The 14,705-nt window shown below is 73.9% G+C and carries 13 protein-coding genes; 7 read left to right on the top strand and 6 right to left on the bottom strand.

The features are described from left to right. A partial coding sequence (locus ACLIYP_RS16980) for a hypothetical protein (RefSeq protein ID WP_412713976.1) occupies window positions 1–238 on the top strand: 238 nt, incomplete at its 5' end. Between the two features lie 109 nt (window positions 239–347). On the opposite strand, the gene ACLIYP_RS16975 is transcribed toward ACLIYP_RS16980, so the two are convergent. Beyond that, on the bottom strand, window positions 348–1,514 hold the full coding sequence (locus ACLIYP_RS16975) for a glycoside hydrolase family 26 protein (RefSeq protein WP_412713975.1): 1,167 nt from the start codon (window positions 1,512–1,514) through the stop codon (window positions 348–350). Window positions 1,515–1,865: 351 nt separating this feature from the next. Here ACLIYP_RS16975 and ACLIYP_RS16970 point away from each other — a divergent pair, with 351 nt between their 5' ends. The 3 genes from ACLIYP_RS16970 to ACLIYP_RS16960 all read left to right on the top strand — a co-directional run bounded on the left by ACLIYP_RS16970 (window position 1,866) and on the right by ACLIYP_RS16960 (window position 7,512). Then, window positions 1,866–3,323 (top strand): carboxylate--amine ligase, encoded by a 1,458-nt coding sequence (locus ACLIYP_RS16970; RefSeq protein ID WP_412713974.1) that lies wholly within the window; start codon window positions 1,866–1,868, stop codon window positions 3,321–3,323. Window positions 3,324–3,354: 31 nt separating this feature from the next. Then, a complete protein-coding gene (locus ACLIYP_RS16965; protein WP_412713973.1) occupies window positions 3,355–4,617 on the top strand; it encodes an NAD(P)-binding domain-containing protein in 1,263 nt (420 codons plus the stop codon). Window positions 4,618–4,839: 222 nt separating this feature from the next. Beyond that, the gene (locus ACLIYP_RS16960; protein ID WP_412713972.1) at window positions 4,840–7,512 is read left to right on the top strand and encodes a glycoside hydrolase family 9 protein; all 2,673 of its coding nucleotides are present in this window, start codon (window positions 4,840–4,842) and stop codon (window positions 7,510–7,512) included. Window positions 7,513–7,589: 77 nt separating this feature from the next. On the opposite strand, the gene ACLIYP_RS16955 is transcribed toward ACLIYP_RS16960, so the two are convergent. Beyond that, a complete protein-coding gene (locus ACLIYP_RS16955) occupies window positions 7,590–8,438 on the bottom strand; it encodes a putative protein N(5)-glutamine methyltransferase (RefSeq protein ID WP_412713971.1) in 849 nt (282 codons plus the stop codon). Window positions 8,439–8,812: 374 nt separating this feature from the next. Here ACLIYP_RS16955 and ACLIYP_RS16950 point away from each other — a divergent pair, with 374 nt between their 5' ends. Then, on the top strand, window positions 8,813–9,898 hold the full coding sequence (locus ACLIYP_RS16950; protein ID WP_412713970.1) for an S-(hydroxymethyl)mycothiol dehydrogenase: 1,086 nt from the start codon (window positions 8,813–8,815) through the stop codon (window positions 9,896–9,898). Then, window positions 9,895–10,527: an MBL fold metallo-hydrolase gene (locus ACLIYP_RS16945; RefSeq protein WP_412713969.1), complete on the top strand. Its 633-nt coding sequence runs from the start codon at window positions 9,895–9,897 to the stop codon at window positions 10,525–10,527. Before ACLIYP_RS16950 ends, ACLIYP_RS16945 begins: the two co-directional genes overlap by 4 nt. 53 nt (window positions 10,528–10,580) lie before the next feature. Here the strand turns inward: ACLIYP_RS16945 and ACLIYP_RS16940 are convergent, their stop codons facing one another. Then, entirely contained in the window at window positions 10,581–11,252 is a 672-nt protein-coding gene (locus ACLIYP_RS16940; RefSeq protein WP_412713979.1) for a TetR/AcrR family transcriptional regulator, read from the bottom strand. Window positions 11,253–11,360: 108 nt separating this feature from the next. On the opposite strand from ACLIYP_RS16940, the gene ACLIYP_RS16935 reads away from it, so the two are divergent. Next, window positions 11,361–11,921, top strand: coding sequence for an NAD(P)H-dependent oxidoreductase (locus ACLIYP_RS16935; protein ID WP_412713968.1), 561 nt, complete (start codon window positions 11,361–11,363; stop codon window positions 11,919–11,921). Window positions 11,922–12,012: 91 nt separating this feature from the next. Here the strand turns inward: ACLIYP_RS16935 and ACLIYP_RS16930 are convergent, their stop codons facing one another. The 3 genes from ACLIYP_RS16930 to ACLIYP_RS16920 all read right to left on the bottom strand — a co-directional run bounded on the left by ACLIYP_RS16930 (window position 12,013) and on the right by ACLIYP_RS16920 (window position 14,675). After that, window positions 12,013–13,797, bottom strand: coding sequence for a multicopper oxidase family protein (locus ACLIYP_RS16930; protein WP_412713967.1), 1,785 nt, complete (start codon window positions 13,795–13,797; stop codon window positions 12,013–12,015). A 202-nt stretch (window positions 13,798–13,999) separates the two neighbouring features. Next, entirely contained in the window at window positions 14,000–14,293 is a 294-nt protein-coding gene (locus ACLIYP_RS16925; protein WP_412713966.1) for a hypothetical protein, read from the bottom strand. Between the two features lie 22 nt (window positions 14,294–14,315). Further along, complete coding sequence (locus tag ACLIYP_RS16920; RefSeq protein ID WP_412713965.1) at window positions 14,316–14,675, bottom strand: cupin domain-containing protein; 360 nt, start codon at window positions 14,673–14,675, stop codon at window positions 14,316–14,318. Window positions 14,676–14,705: the final 30 nt, after the last annotated feature.

Raw genomic sequence — 14,705 nt, 5'->3', positions numbered from 1 at the left:
CGCGGAACCCTCCGCCCCGGCGTCCTCCCCGGTGGTGTTCGCGCCTCCCGCCCAGGCCGCGCCCGCGGCCGACCCGGGAGTCCCCGCACCCGCCGTCAAGGCCGCGGCCAAGGCGGCCGCCGCGGCGGTGGCGTCCGTCTCCGCGGCCCCCGGCAAGGCGGCCGCCCCCGGCAGGGACGCCGCCGGGGACGGGACGCCGGAGGAGCGGCGCAGGCTGGGCCGGCGGTCCGCCCGGTGACCCGCCCCACACCCCTTACACCCCGTACGCCGCCCCGGCCGGCGGGTACACCGGCCGGGGCGCGGTGAGCGCGGCCCGCGCCCCGGCGCCCGGCCGCCCAGGGACCGGTCTAGGGCCTCCGGGCCCAGGAGAAGGTGACGCACAGCCGCCGGTCGCCGAACCAGCCCCCCAGCCAGTCGCCCAGATCCACGCAGAACTCCGGCCGGTTCCGGCCGGGGCGCGAGGCGCCGGGCGTCATCCTCTCCCGGAAGACCGCGGAGGACTTCGGGTTCTCCTCGCACCGCCACACGCCGTGCGGGCAGTAGTCGCTGATGGTGTGGTAAAGCGGTTTCCGCTCCTCGATCCAGTCCAGCATGCGCCGCATGTACTCGGCGTTGTCGCCCCTGCGGAACAGCCCCCATTCGGGGTAGGAGATCTGTTTTCCGCGTGCGGCGGCGAAATCCACCTGGTGCCGCAGTCCGTAGGGCTGGTTCACCTGGTCGTCGAACGTCTCGCCGGGCGGTTGGTCGTAGGAGTCCATTCCGATGATGTCGACCACGTCGTCGCCCGGATAGCACTCGGTCCAGCCGATGGCGTCCTTTCCCCGGCTGGGCGCGAAATCGAAGCGGAACCGCTGCCCGTCCACCGACCGCATGGCGGTGACGATGCGTCTCCAGTACGCCTTCCACGCCTGCGGGTCCGGAGCACAGCGGTGGGTGTAGGTGGTGCCGTTCATCTCCCAGCCCAGCACGATCACCGTGTCGGGCACCCCGGCGGAGACCAGATGCCCGGCCAGGGTGCGGAAGTGGTGGTCGAAGCGGCCCCTGGCGCCCTGGGCGAGCAGCTCGCGCACCTCGTGGTCGGGGACGCCTGCCTCGTTGCGCGCCTGCATCGGCACGTTGAGCACGAACAGCCGGTCGGGGTCGGCGCGCCGCCACTCGGCCCAGGGGCGCAGGAAGTGCGGGTCGCTCTCGATGCGCTCCCAGGTGTCGCCCGGCAGATAGGTGTGGCCCACCCGCAGGTCCGCGCCGCCGAGCCACTCCCGCAGCTCCGCGATCCGCCGCACCCCGTCCGAGCCCGACCCGAGGAAGGCGCCGACGGCGGGGGAGGAGGAGGCGGGCGGACGGGGTCCGGGGCGGTCGTCCCCGAAGGTGCCGGTGGCCACGGCGCCGCCCGCGACGAGCGCTCCGGCGACGACGGCCCCGGCGCACGCGGCCGTCAGTCTGCGTCGCCGGGCGGGCGCCGCGGGCTTCCGGTGCCGACCGGTTCCTCCCGGTCGGTGGTGTCGATGGGGCATCGTGCCTCCTTGCTGCGTCGCCAGAACGGCCTGCTCGTTCTCCCCGGCCCTGCGCGTCTTTTCCGAGACACTAATCGGAGAATCTCTCAAATGAGCCGCAGGGTTGCTTTCTGATAACCCGTTCGCTGTTTTCGTCGCTCGCTCGGCCCAGCACCGGAAGGAATTCTGGGGCGCCGACGACGCCGAGGATCCCGTACCCGGTAAGACCTTCGGCAGAACGCCGGAGAGGACCGGAGAAGGCCGGGGAGGTCCGCGGAACACCGGAGAAGTCCGGAGAACGCCATAGAACGCCATAGAACTCCAGAGAAAAACGCCGGGAAAAACCCCGAGGAACACCGAGGACTGCGCACCATGTCGCCACCGCTCGACACCGAGGTACCCGTACTGCTGCTGAGACTCGACCGGAACCCCTTCCACCACGGCACCCTGGGGGCCATCAGGTCCCTGGGTCGCGCGGGTGTCGAGGTCCATGCCGTCGTGGAGTCGCCGCACTGCCCCATCGGCCGCTCCCGCTACCTGCGGCAGGGGCACCACCTGCCGGCGGACGGGGTCCGCGGCACCCACCGGACGGGGGAGACGGTCGACGCCGGCGGTGCGTCGGACGACCGGCTGGAGCGGATGCTCCGTCAGATCTCCGACCGCATCGGACGGCCCGCCGTCCTGATCCCCATGGACGACATGGGCGCCATCGCCGCGGCCCGGCTCGCCGGCCGGCTCACCGGGCGCTTCCTGCTGCCGGAACAGCCGCCCGAACTGCCGCAGCAGGTGGCCGACAAGGCCCGGCTGGCGGCCATGTGCGGGGAACTGGGCATCCCGCACCCGCCGACCGTGAGCCCGCGCAGCGCCGGCGAGGCCGCCGCCGCGGCCCGGGAACTGGGCCTGCCCCTGATCGCCAAGTGGAGCCGCCCCTGGCTGCTGCCCCAGGGCGGAACACTGCGCAGTACCACCGTGGTCACCACGGAGGACCAGGCGCGCGCCCTGTACCGGCGCAGCGGCGAGGCCGGCAGCCGGCTGCTGCTCCAGCGGCTGGTGCCCGGCGGCCGGGACACCGACTGGTTCTTCCACGGCTGCTTCACCGGCGGCGCGGTCCGCCTGGCGGGAGGGGCCGGGCGCAAGGAGCGCTCCTGGCCGGTGGGCGCCGGCCTCACGGCGATCGGCCGCTGGCTGCCGAACCCCGAAGTCGAGCGGGCGGCACGGCTGCTGGCCGAGCACCTGGACTACCGGGGCATCCTCGACCTGGACTTCCGCTTCGACTCCGCCACCGGCGCCTGTCAGCTGCTGGACTTCAACCCCCGTCCCGGCGCGCAGTTCCGGCTGTTCACCGACCGCTCGGGGCTGGACGTCGTACGGGCCCTGCACCTGGACCTCACCGGCCGTACCGCCGCTCCGGCCGACCCCGTACCGGGCCGTGTCTTCGTCGCCGAGAACTACGCCCTGCTGTCCTCGCTGGCGGCACTGCCCTCCGAGGGCCTGCCGCTCACCTCCGCCCGGCGCGGCCGCGGGTCCGCCGGGGGCGAGGGGGGCGCGGGGAAGGAGCCGCGGGAGACGGAGACCGCCTGGTTCGCCGCGGACGACCCGGCGCCCTTCTTCACCATGGCCGCGGCCTGGCTCGGGCAGGGCGGGCGCAAGGCCGCGGTGCGCCTGGGACTGCGTCTGCTGCGCCGGGGACGTCCGGCCGTCCCCGGGCCGGCGCCGGAAGGCCCGGACGGCCGGAGCGGCAGGAGCGGCCGGGCCGCCGGAGCCCCGGCACCCCTCGGCGCGCCCCGGACTCCGGCCGACCTGCGCGCCACCGAACACCCCACGGCATGACAACCCCACGACGAGAGAACGGTGACCGACCATGTACGACCTGGTAGTGGTGGGCGCGGGCCCCTACGGACTGTCGATCGCGTCCCACGCGGCGGCGGCCGGGATCGGGGTGCGCGTCCTCGGCCGCCCGATGGCCTCCTGGCGGGACCACATGCCCGAGGGGATGTTCCTCAAGTCCGAGCCCTGGTCCTCGAACCTGTCCGACCCCTCCGGCGAGCACACCCTGGCCGCCTACTGCGCTTCCCGCGGGCTGCGCGCCGAGCACGGCACCCCGCTGCCGATCGGCGTCTTCACCGAGTACGGGCTGTGGTTCGGGCGCTCGGCCGTGCCGTCGGTCGAGGAGGAGACGGTCGTCTCCGTGCGCCCCCGCACGGAGGGCTTCCTGGTGGAGACGGAGGGAGGCGAGACGATCCTGACGCGGACGGTGGCCCTGGCGGTCGGTGTGATGCCGTTCGTCCACCGCCCCGAGCCGCTGCGGGCCCTGCCCCGCGAACTCGTCACGCACAGCAGCCACCACCGGGACCTGTCGCGCTTCCGCGGCCTGGACGTCACGGTGATCGGCGCCGGGCAGGCCGCCCTGGAGACCGCCGCGCTGCTGGCCGAGTGCGGTGCGCACCCCCGGGTGGTGGCCCGCGCCGGCAGCGTCGCCTGGAACACCCCGCCCCAGCCCCTGGAGCGCTCCGCGCTGCGTTCCCTGGTCGACCCGCACTGCGGGCTGGGCACGGGCTGGCCGAGCTGGGTGTGGTCCGAGACCCCCTGGGTGGTCCGCCGCCTGCCCGGCGCGCTGCGGACGCGGATCGTGGACCGGGCGCTGGGCCCGGCCGGGGCCTGGTGGCTGCGCGACCGCGTGGAGAGCCGGATCCCGGTGCTGCTCGGCCAGCGGCTGCGGGCGGCGGTCCCGGCCGGCGGGGGAGTGCGGCTGAGCCTGGAGACGGCCGAGGGGGCGGCCACGACCCTGGAGACCGACCACGTGGTGGCCGCCACCGGCTTCGTCCCGGACATCGGGCGGCTGGGCCTGCTGGACCCGTACGTGCGCAACCGCCTGCGGCTGGCGGGGACCGGCCGGGCGCCCGAGGTGGACGGCCGGTTCGAGTCCTCGGTGCCGGGCCTGTTCTTCGCCGGGCTGCTGACGGCGCCGTCCTTCGGCCCCTCCATGCGGTTCGTCTACGGGGCCGGTTTCACGGCGGAGCGGCTGGTGCGCGGGGTCCGGCGCCGGCTGGGCGGGCGACGCGGCGCCCCGGTGCCCGGGAGCCGGCGCTCGGCCGGCTCCCGGGCCACGGCGACCCTGGGCTGAGCCGTGCGTTCCCGGGCCCGCGCCGCCGCGGGCCCGGGAACGCACGCCGCGGCCGGCCGGCGGTCCGCCCGGTTGCGGGAATCCGTTGGTGGCGTCCGACGTCTTGACGCTGTCTGTCATGCACCCCACGATCTATGGGAGCGCTCCCAGGCGTTGTGGGGCGCGTCTCGCCATGCCGTCGCGTCGCCCCGTCCGTTTTCCCCACGCCGGAAGGACCGAACTGTGACACCTCAACCGCCCCCCCAGCCCCCGGCGGCGGGCCGCCCGCGCCGCGGCAGGCGCCGCGTACTGGGCGCCGTGGCCGCCGCCGGACTGCTGGCCGGCGCCCTGACCGCCCCCGTCCTCGCGGCCGAGTCCGCCGACGGCCCCGAACTGATCACCAACGGCGACTTCTCCAACGGCACCACCGGCTGGTGGTGGACGGAGAACAGCCCCGGCGAGGTCGTGGACGGCCGGCTGTGCGCCGAGGTGCCCGCCGGCACGGAGAACCCCTGGGACGCCATCGTCGGGCAGAACGACATCCCGCTCACCGCGGGCGAGGGCTACGAGCTGAGCTTCACCGCCAGCGCCAGCGAGCCGATCACCGTCCGCACCAACGTGCAGATGGCCACCGAGCCCTGGACCACCGAGCACGCCTCGGCCGACCAGATCGGCGCGGAGGCGAAGACCTTCAGCCACGTCTTCACCGCGAACGCCGACCACGAGGCCGCCCAGCTCGCCTTCCAGATCGGCGGCAGCGAGCAGGCGTACACCTTCTGCCTGGACGACGTCTCGCTCACCGGCGGCGCCGAGCCGCCCGTCTACGAGCCCGACACCGGCTCACCGGTGCGCGTCAACCAGGTCGGCTACCTCACCGAAGGGCCCAAGAACGGCACCTTCGTCACCGACAAGACCTCGGCCCTGACCTGGACGCTCAAGGACGCCGGCGGCACCGAGAAGGCGTCCGGCACCACCACCCCCAAGGGCGTCGACCCGACCTCCCGCCAGAACGTCCACACCTTCGACTTCGGCGACTTCGACGAGGCGGGCGAGGGCTACACCGTCACCATCGACGGCGAGACCAGCGAGCCCTTCGACATCGGCGACGACCTGTACTCCTCGCTGCGCTCGGACGCGCTCGCGTACTTCTACCACAACCGCAGCGGCATCGAGATCGACGCCGACCTGGTGGGCGAGGAGTACGCCCGCCCCGCCGGGCACGTCGGCGCCGCGCCCAACCAGGGCGACACCGAGGTCCCGTGCCAGGAGGGCCTGTGCGACTACACCCTCGACGTCTCCGGCGGCTGGTACGACGCCGGTGACCACGGCAAGTACGTCGTCAACGGCGGCATCTCCGTCGCCCAGGTGATGTCCAACTACGAGCGCACCCTCACCGCCGAGGGCGCCGACGGCGCCGAGCTCGGCGACGGGAAGCTCCGCGTCCCCGAGCGCGGCAACGGCGTCCCGGACGTGCTGGACGAGGCCCGCTGGCAGATGGACTTCATGATGCGGATGATGGTGCCCGAGGGCGAGGAGCTCGCCGGCATGGCGCACCACAAGATCCACGACCGGCAGTGGACCGGGCTGCCGCTGCTGCCGCACCAGGACCCGCAGCCGCGCGAGCTGCACGCGCCGTCCACCGCCGCCACCCTCAACGTGGCCGCCTCCGCGGCCCAGTGCGCCCGCCTGTTCGAGGAGTACGACGCGGACTTCGCCGCGAAGTGCCTGGACGCCGCCGAGACCGCCTGGGCCGCCGCCAAGGCGCACCCGGACGTGCTCGCCGACCCCAACGACGGCACCGGCGGCGGCGCCTACAGCGACAACGACGTGAGCGACGAGTTCTACTGGGCCGCGGCCGAGCTGTTCGTCACCACCGGTGAGGACACCTACCGCCAGGCGGTCCTGAACTCCCCGCTGCACGGCGACACCGACGCCGTCTTCCCGCGCGGCGGCATGTCCTGGGGCGCCACCGCCGGCCTGGGCGCGCTCAGTCTGGCCACCGTGCCCAACGACCTGACCGACGCCCAGCTCAGGGGCGTGCGCGCCATGGTCACCGAGGCCGCCGACGGCTACGCCGCCGACTCCCGCGGCGCCGCCTACGGCGTGCCCTACGCCCCGCAGGACAACCACTACGTGTGGGGCTCCAACAGCCAGGTCCTCAACAACATGGTGGTCCTGGCCACCGCGCACGACCTGACCGGCGAGGCCGCCTACCGCGACGCGGTGCTGCGCGGCATGGACTACCTGCTGGGCCGCAACCCGCTCAACCAGTCCTACGTCACCGGCTACGGCGAGCGCGACTCGCGCAACCAGCACCACCGGTTCTGGGCCAACCAGCTCGACTCCGACCTGCCCAACCCGGCGCCCGGCTCCGTCGCGGGCGGCCCGAACGTCGAGATCCAGGACCCGATCGCCCAGGACAAGCTCCAGGGCTGCGCCCCGGCGATGTGCTACATCGACCACATCGAGTCCTGGGCCACCAACGAGATCACCATCAACTGGAACGCCCCGCTGGCCTGGATCGCCTCCTACCTCGACGACCTCGGCCAGGGCGGCGGCAACGGTGAGGACCCGGGCGGTGAGGACCCGGACGAGACGCCCACCTGCGAGGTGACCTACTCCTCCAACCGGTGGAACAGCGGCTTCAGCACCAACGTGACGGTGAAGAACACCGGCACCGCCACGCTCAGCGGCTGGGAGCTGACCTGGGCCTTCGCCGACGACCAGAAGATCACCCAGGCGTGGAACGCCCAGGTCGTCCAGACCGGGCGGAACGTCGTCGCCAAGCCCGCGCAGTGGAACACCACCATCCCGATGAACGGCTCCGTGAACTTCGGTTTCAACGGAACCTCCGGCGGCCAGGCGGCCGACCCGGACGCCGTCTCCCTGAACGGGAAGGCGTGCACGGTCAAGTGACCTGACGCACCTCGACCGCGCGCCACCCGACCGGAGGGCCGGGGCGCCCCGCACCGGGGCGTCCCGGCCCTCCGCCGTCAGTCCGGCCGTGACCCGTCGCCGCCGCTCGCCGGGGAGCCGATGACGACGGTGGCGCACAACTCCTCGCAGACGGCCGTCCGCGGCACCAGCCCGGCCCGGGCGACCGCCTCCGCCGTCCGCGGCGCCTGGTGCCCGCCCGTCTCCACCAGCAGATGCCCGTCCGGCGCCAGCCACCGCGGCGCCTCCTCGATCACCCGCCGCTGTACGCCGAGCCCGTCCGGTCCGCCGTCGAGCGCCGACGGCGGTTCGTGCTCGCGGGCCTCCGCAGGCAGCAGCCCCATCTCGCCGGTGGGGACGTAGGGCGCGTTGGCGACCAGCACGTCGACGCGGCCGCGCAGGGCGGCGGGCAGCGGGGCGTACAGATCGCCCTCGTAAACCCGGCCCCCGGCGGAGGCGACGTTGCGGCGCGCGCAGCGTGCCGCGGCCGGATCGATGTCGGAGGCGTACAGCTCCACCTCCGCCGCGGCCGCCGCCACCGCGGCGCCCACCGCACCCGAACCGCAGCACAGATCGAGTACGACGGTGCCGCGCCGGCGCCCGGCGAGCTCCGCGGCCCGCCGGGCGAGGAACCCGGTACGGCGGCGTGGCACGAAGACCCCCGGCTCCACGGCGATGCGCAGACCGCAGAACTCCGCCCAGCCCAGGACGTGTTCGAGCGGCAGACCGCCGGTCCGGCGCTCCACCATGGCGGCGAGCTCACCGGGGGTACGGGCGGTGGACAGCATCAACCGCGCCTCGTCCTCGGCGAAGACGCAGCCGGCGGCCCGGAGCCGGGCGGCGACGGCGGACAGGGCGGAAGGCCCTGGAGGAGCGGAGGGAGCGGAGGAGGAGGAAGGGTGGGGCATGAGGGCCTTTCGGGATGCCGAAGGGCGCTCTCGCGGTCACCCGCGCCGGTAGACCGGCGCCTGTGAGGGACCGCGGGACGAGAGAGCCCTGCCTGACCTGGCGTCGACCGGTCTCACCTCCTCGCGTCGCACTGTGTGGCGGAGCGGCAACACTACAGCACCGCGGCCGGCCGTCCGGCGGAGCCGGACGCCCGTCGGCCCTCGCGGGCTCCCGGAGGCCGGCCGCGTGGACGCCGTCCGCCCGGGTGGCCCTCCCGCGCCCCCGCCGCGGGTGGAGCGGCGGGTCGGCGGGGGAGGTTCGGGGTAGCGGTGGGATCGGGCGCGCCACCCAGGCGGGCCGAGAGATCCCCGACCACAGGAGAGGCTGCGAGGACGTGTCACAGAAGGTGCGGGCGGTCATCGCCCGGCGGAAGAACGAGCCGGTCACCGTCGAGACGGTCGTGGTGCCCGATCCCGGCCCCGGCGAGGCGGTGGTGAAGGTGCAGGCGTGCGGGGTGTGCCACACCGACCTGCACTACCGTCAGGGCGGCATCTCCGACGACTTCCCGTTCATGCTGGGGCACGAGGCCGCGGGCGTGGTGGAGTCGGTCGGCGAGGGCGTGACCGAGGTGGGACCCGGCGACTTCGTGATCCTGAACTGGCGGGCGGTGTGCGGACAGTGCCGCGCCTGCCGCCGCGGGCGGCCCTGGTACTGCTTCGCCACCCACAACGCCGCGCAGCGGATGACGCTGGAGGACGGCACCGAGCTGTCCGCGGCGCTGGGCATCGGGGCGTTCGCGGACAGGACCCTGGTCCACGCCGGGCAGTGCACCAAGGTCGACCCGGCCGCGTCGCCGGCCGTCGCCGGCCTGCTGGGCTGCGGTGTGATGGCCGGCCTCGGCGCCGCGCTGAACACCGGGAACGTCCAGCGCGGCGACAGCGTTGCCGTCATCGGCTGCGGCGGGGTGGGCGGAGCGGCGGTGATGGGCGCCAACCTGGCCGGAGCCTCGCGGGTCATCGCCGTCGACATCGACGGCCGCAAGCTGGCCACCGCCCGGAAGCTGGGCGCCACCCACACCGTCGACTCCCGCGAGAACGACCCGGTGGAGGCGGTGCGGGAGCTGACCGGAGGGTTCGGCGCGGACGTGGTCATCGACGCCGTCGGCGTCCCCGAGACCTACCGGCAGGCCTTCTATGCCCGGGACCTGGCCGGGACGGTGGTGCTGGTGGGGGTGCCCACCCCCGAGATGAGGCTGGAGCTGCCGCTGCTGGACGTCTTCGGCCGGGGCGGGGCGCTGAAGTCGTCCTGGTACGGCGACTGCCTGCCCTCCCGCGACTTCCCCATGCTCATCGACCTCTACCTCCAGGGCCGGCTGGACCTGGACGCGTTCGTCAGCGAGACCATCGCGCTGGACGGCGTGGAGGAGGCGTTCGACCGTATGGAGGCCGGCGACGTGCTGCGTTCGGTGGTGGTCCTGTGAGCACCGTCCGCGTCGGCCGTCTGACCACCTCCGGCACCTTCTCCCTGGACGGCGGCACCTGGGAGGTGGACAACAACGTCTGGATCGTCGGCGACGAGGACGAGGCGCTGGTCGTCGACGCCGCCCACGACGCCGACGCCATCGCCCGCGCGCTGGACGGGCGGCGGCTGACCGCCATCGTGTGCACCCACGCCCACGACGACCACATCGGCGCCGCCCCGGCCCTGGCCGAGGCCACCGGCGCGCCCGTCCTCCTCCACCCCGACGACCGGCCGCTGTGGGACCTGACCCACCCCGGCCGCGCGCCGGACGGGGAACTGGCCGACGGGCAGACGCTCACCGTCGCCGGGACCGGGCTGACGGTGCTGCACACCCCCGGTCACGCGCCCGGCGCGGTCTGCCTGTACGCCCCGGAGCTGGGCACGGTCTTCACCGGCGACACCCTCTTCGCAGGCGGCCCCGGAGCCACGGGGCGGTCCTTCTCGCACTTCCCGACCATCATCGGCTCCATCCGCGACAGGCTGCTCACCCTCCCGCCGGAGACGGTGGTGCGCACCGGCCACGGCGAGTCCACCACCATCGGCGCCGAGGCGCCCCACCTCCAGGAGTGGATCGACCGGGGGCACTGAGCCCGCGCCGCCGCGGGCCGGGGCGGTACGGCGGGCAGGGACGGCCCGGCGGGTCAGGTGCGGGTGACGCGGGCGACCAGGTCGAGCCAGCCGGCCTCCATGCGCTCCAGCGGCATGCCGCGCCGCCGGGTGAGGTGGTGCAGGAGCGCGACGTCCAGGTGGCCGGCGAGGGTGTGGGCGAGCAGTTCGGCGTCGCCGCCGACGTCCGCCTCGCGCAGCAGCGCGGTGAGGTGGGTGAGGACCAAGCGGCGGGGCGGGGGCTCGAAGCGCCTGCACGCCTCCGGCTCGGCGGCCAGCAGCAGGGCGCGGTGGGCGGCCAGGTGCCTGAGCGTGGCGATCCCGAACTCCTCCAGCCGCCGTACGGGGGGCGCCCCGGGGCCCAGCGGCGGGGGGCCGGTGAGGAAGGACTCCTGGTAGAGGCGCTCGGAGTGGTCCAGGAGGGCCATGAGCAGACCGCCCCGGTCGCCGAAGCGCCGGAAGACCGTCCCCTTGCCGACCGAGGCGGCCGCCGCGACCGCCTCCATGGTCAGGTGCTCCGGGCCGCGCTCGGCCACCAGCCGGGCGGCGGCCTCCAGCAGACGCGTCCGGTTGCGGGCCGCGTCCGCGCGCATGGGGGGCGTCTGGCCGGCCAGCGGCAGCAGTGGCTGCCCGGCGGCCTGCTCGGCCGTCTGCCCGGGGTGGCCTTGTTCGTCGTCGGGCGGCGCGGTTGGGGTCACGGACCTCAGCGTACCTCCGGGGGAAGAAAATGGACCACGGTCCGGTTAGCGTGCTAGAAAGTATGCGGACCACGGTCCGTTTGCCGCCCCACTCCTTCCCGACTCCCAGGAGACGTCATGTCCGTCCGTATCCTCGCCCTCGTCGGCAGCCTCCGCTCCGGCTCGCACAACCGCCAGCTCGCCGAGGCCGCCGTGAAGCACGCCCCCGACGGCGTCGAGATCGTCCTCCACGAGGGCCTGGGCGACCTGCCCTTCTACAACGAGGACGTCGACGTCGAGGGCTCCGTGCCCGCCGAGGCCGTGCGGCTGCGCGAGGTGGCCGGCGGAGCCGACGCCTTCCTGCTGTTCTCGCCCGAGTACAACGGCACCATCCCGGCCGTGCTGAAGAACGCGATCGACTGGCTCTCCCGCCCCTACGGCGCCGGTGCCCTGTCCGGCAAGCCGGTGGCCGTCGTCGGCACCGCCTTCGGGCAGTACGGCGGCGTCTGGGCGCAGGACGAGGCCCGCAAGGCCGCGGGCATCGCGGGCGCCACCGTCCTGGAGGACGTGAAGCTCTCCATCCCCAACTCGGTCGTGCGCTTCGCCGAGGCCCACCCGGCCGACGACGCCGAGGTCACCGGACAGCTCGCCGAGGTCCTCGCCAAGGTCTCGGCCGCCGCCGCGCCGTCCGCCGCCTGACCGGGCCGCGCCGACCGGACCGCGGCGGCGCGGCCGGCGCGCGAGGGGGTCCTCCGGATCCGGAGGGCCCCCTCGCGCGCTTCCCCGGGGGTCAGCGGATCCGGTAGTTCCGCATCATCTCGTGATCCTCGTGCTCGAGGATGTGGCAGTGCCAGACGTAGAGACCGCGCCTGTCGAAGAGCGCCTTGATCCGGGTGACCTGGCCGGGCGGGGCCGGCACGGTGTCCTTCGGGCCCCGCTCGGTGGCGTCCGGCTGCTGCGGCTGCCCGACCGCGATGTTGGACAGCGCCCCGGTCCGCGGGTCCTGGTCGGCGGTGAACGGCGCCCGGTCCAGCACCTGGAACCGCACCAGGTGCAGATGGATCGGATGGGTGTCGGGCGTGGTGTTGAAGATCTCCCAGACCTCGGCGGTGTGCAGTCCGGGATCCTCGGTGACCGGGTCGGACCACTCCAGCGCGCCCCGCTCGACGGTGCCCAGCAGCGGCTTCATCCTGCCGAACTCGTCGGTGCCCTCGAACAGCAGCAGCCGGCGGGTCCGGGCCGGGGGCCTGGGGATGCGGAAGGGGCCGCGGCGCAGCGTCCGCGGCAGCCGGGGTTCGGGGACCCGCTCGTCGCGGGCCCGGTTCACCCGGAACCGCATCACCTGGTCGGCGGGCGGGGCCACGGGGTCGCCGTCGGGGAAGGGCGTGGGCGCGTCGTTGGTGAGGGTGTGGGCCTGGCCCTCCAGGCCCCGGAAGTCGACGACCAGGTCCACCCGCTCGCCGGGGGCGAGCACCAGCGGTCCGTCCAGCGGGTGCGGCCGGTGCAGGAAGCCGAGTTCGGTTCCGATCAGGGTGACGGGGAACGGCCACCGCCCGCCGGCCGACAGCCGGTAGAAGCGCGAGTTCGACCCGTTGAGCAGCCGCAGCCGGTACTGGCGCGGCTCCACGTCCAGGTACGGCCACGCCTTGCCGTTGACCAGGATGACCTGCCCGAAGAACTCGGGCTGCACCGACGGGCCGCCCGGCCAGTCGGGCGAGTCGGCGGGGACGTCCGGGTAGGCCAGCCGCCCGTCGGGGTGGAACATGCGGTCCTGGATCACCAGTTCCAGCTCGTACGGCCCGCTGGGCAGGCGGTGGTGCTCGATGAGCGAGAGCTCGTGCGGGTCGCGCAGGAGGTAGAAGCCGGCCAGCCCGGCGTAGACGTTGAGCCGGGTGATGCCGAGGGTGTGGTCGTGGTACCAGAGGGTGGCGGCCTCCTGGCTGTTGTCGTAGTGGAACCGTGTGCCGTCGAAGCGCGGCCCGACGGCACCGCCGGGTGTGTACCACGCGTCGGGGTGGCCGTCGCTGTCCGGCTCGGTGTGCCCGCCGTGCAGGTGCACCACGGCCGGCACGCCGTCGCGTTCGATGGTGTGGCCGGTGTGGGCGAAGGCCCAGTGGATCGTGGTGTCCACCGGCAGCAGGTGCCGGTGGGGCAGGCCGTTGATCCAGTGCACCCGTACGGGCCTGTCCCGGTGGGCCACCAGGGTGGGGCCGGGGTAGGACACCGGCGCCGGGCCCGCTGACGACAGGCCGCCACCGTGGCGCCTGCGCACTCCGAACCCCCACACCGGTGTGGTGAGGCCCAGCCCGCCGCCGAGGAGGTCCTGGCGCGTCGGACCCATCACGAGGGTCTGGTCGCCGCCGCCCAGCGCGTCGACGCGTGACGGGCGGGGCAGCGGATCGGCGAACCTGGGGATGGCGGCGGGATCGGCGATCGGCTCGCGGTAGAGCGGGTCATCGACGGGCGGCAGCGCCACGGCCTCCCGCGCGGCGGCGGGCGGCGCCGTGCCGAGCGCGGGGAGGAGCAGCGCGCCTCCGGTCAGCGAACTCGCCTGGATGAAACGTCTTCTGTCCACGGTCTGCCTTTCCCTCGGGATCGCGGATGACTGGGCACCCGTGATCCTCTCCGGGAAAGAAGGGTGGATATACGGACTGTTCGGGTAAAACCCCTGTTTCATCGCGGAGCGGCCGGAAGGGGCGGTGTCCTGCGTGCCGGTACAACCCGGTGAGGGGGCCGGCGCGGACGGCCGGCGGGCCCCGGGCCCGCCGGCGGCGCGGTCAGGACATCTCCTCGACCACCTCCAGGTTCACGAAGCGGGGCTCCTTGCTGCACAGCCCCCTGATCTGCTCGGAGACGCGCTGGGTCTCGGGCAGTTCGCTGTTCCTCATCGCCTCCTCGTAGGAGGGGAACTCGACGATGTCCACGTAGTGCGTGGAGTTCTCGCGGTCCCGCCCGTGCATCTCACGGGAGAGGGTCCGCTTGCCCTCCGTCATCCGCATCCACTGCTCCCAGAGGTCCATCATCTCCTTGTCGTGCGTCGTCTCGTACTCGATGAGCTGTACGAACGTCATGGGACTCCTCCTGCGGCGGTCGCTACCGGGCCTTGGCGTACTCCTCGGCCATGGAGCCGGCGAAGTCGTACAGCACGACCGTCTCGTCGCCGACGACCCAGGCGTCGTGCCCCGGCGGGCAGACGAACACGTCGCCCGGCCCGACCTCGGCCTCCTGGCCGTCGTCCATGCGCAGCCGCATCCGCCCTCGCACCACATAGCCGTTGTGGTGGATCCGGCAGCTGTCCGTTCCGGCGATCGGGCCCACCGACTCCGACCAGCGCCAGCCGGGCTCGAACGTGGCCACGGCGAAGTCCAGCCCGGTGAGGTGGAGGGCTTCGAGGTGGCCACTGGGGAAGTCGCGCCGCTCGTCCGGCTTCTCGGTGGTCTTGACTTCCAGCATGGCTGAACCTCCGTTTCACGCCATATGTCC

The organism is Streptomyces nanhaiensis (assembly GCF_046614825.1).
Taxonomy (GTDB): domain Bacteria; phylum Actinomycetota; class Actinomycetes; order Streptomycetales; family Streptomycetaceae; genus Streptomyces; species Streptomyces radiopugnans.
The sequence above is the reverse complement of the archived record's forward strand: the minus strand, read 5'-3'. Positions and strand labels throughout refer to the sequence as shown.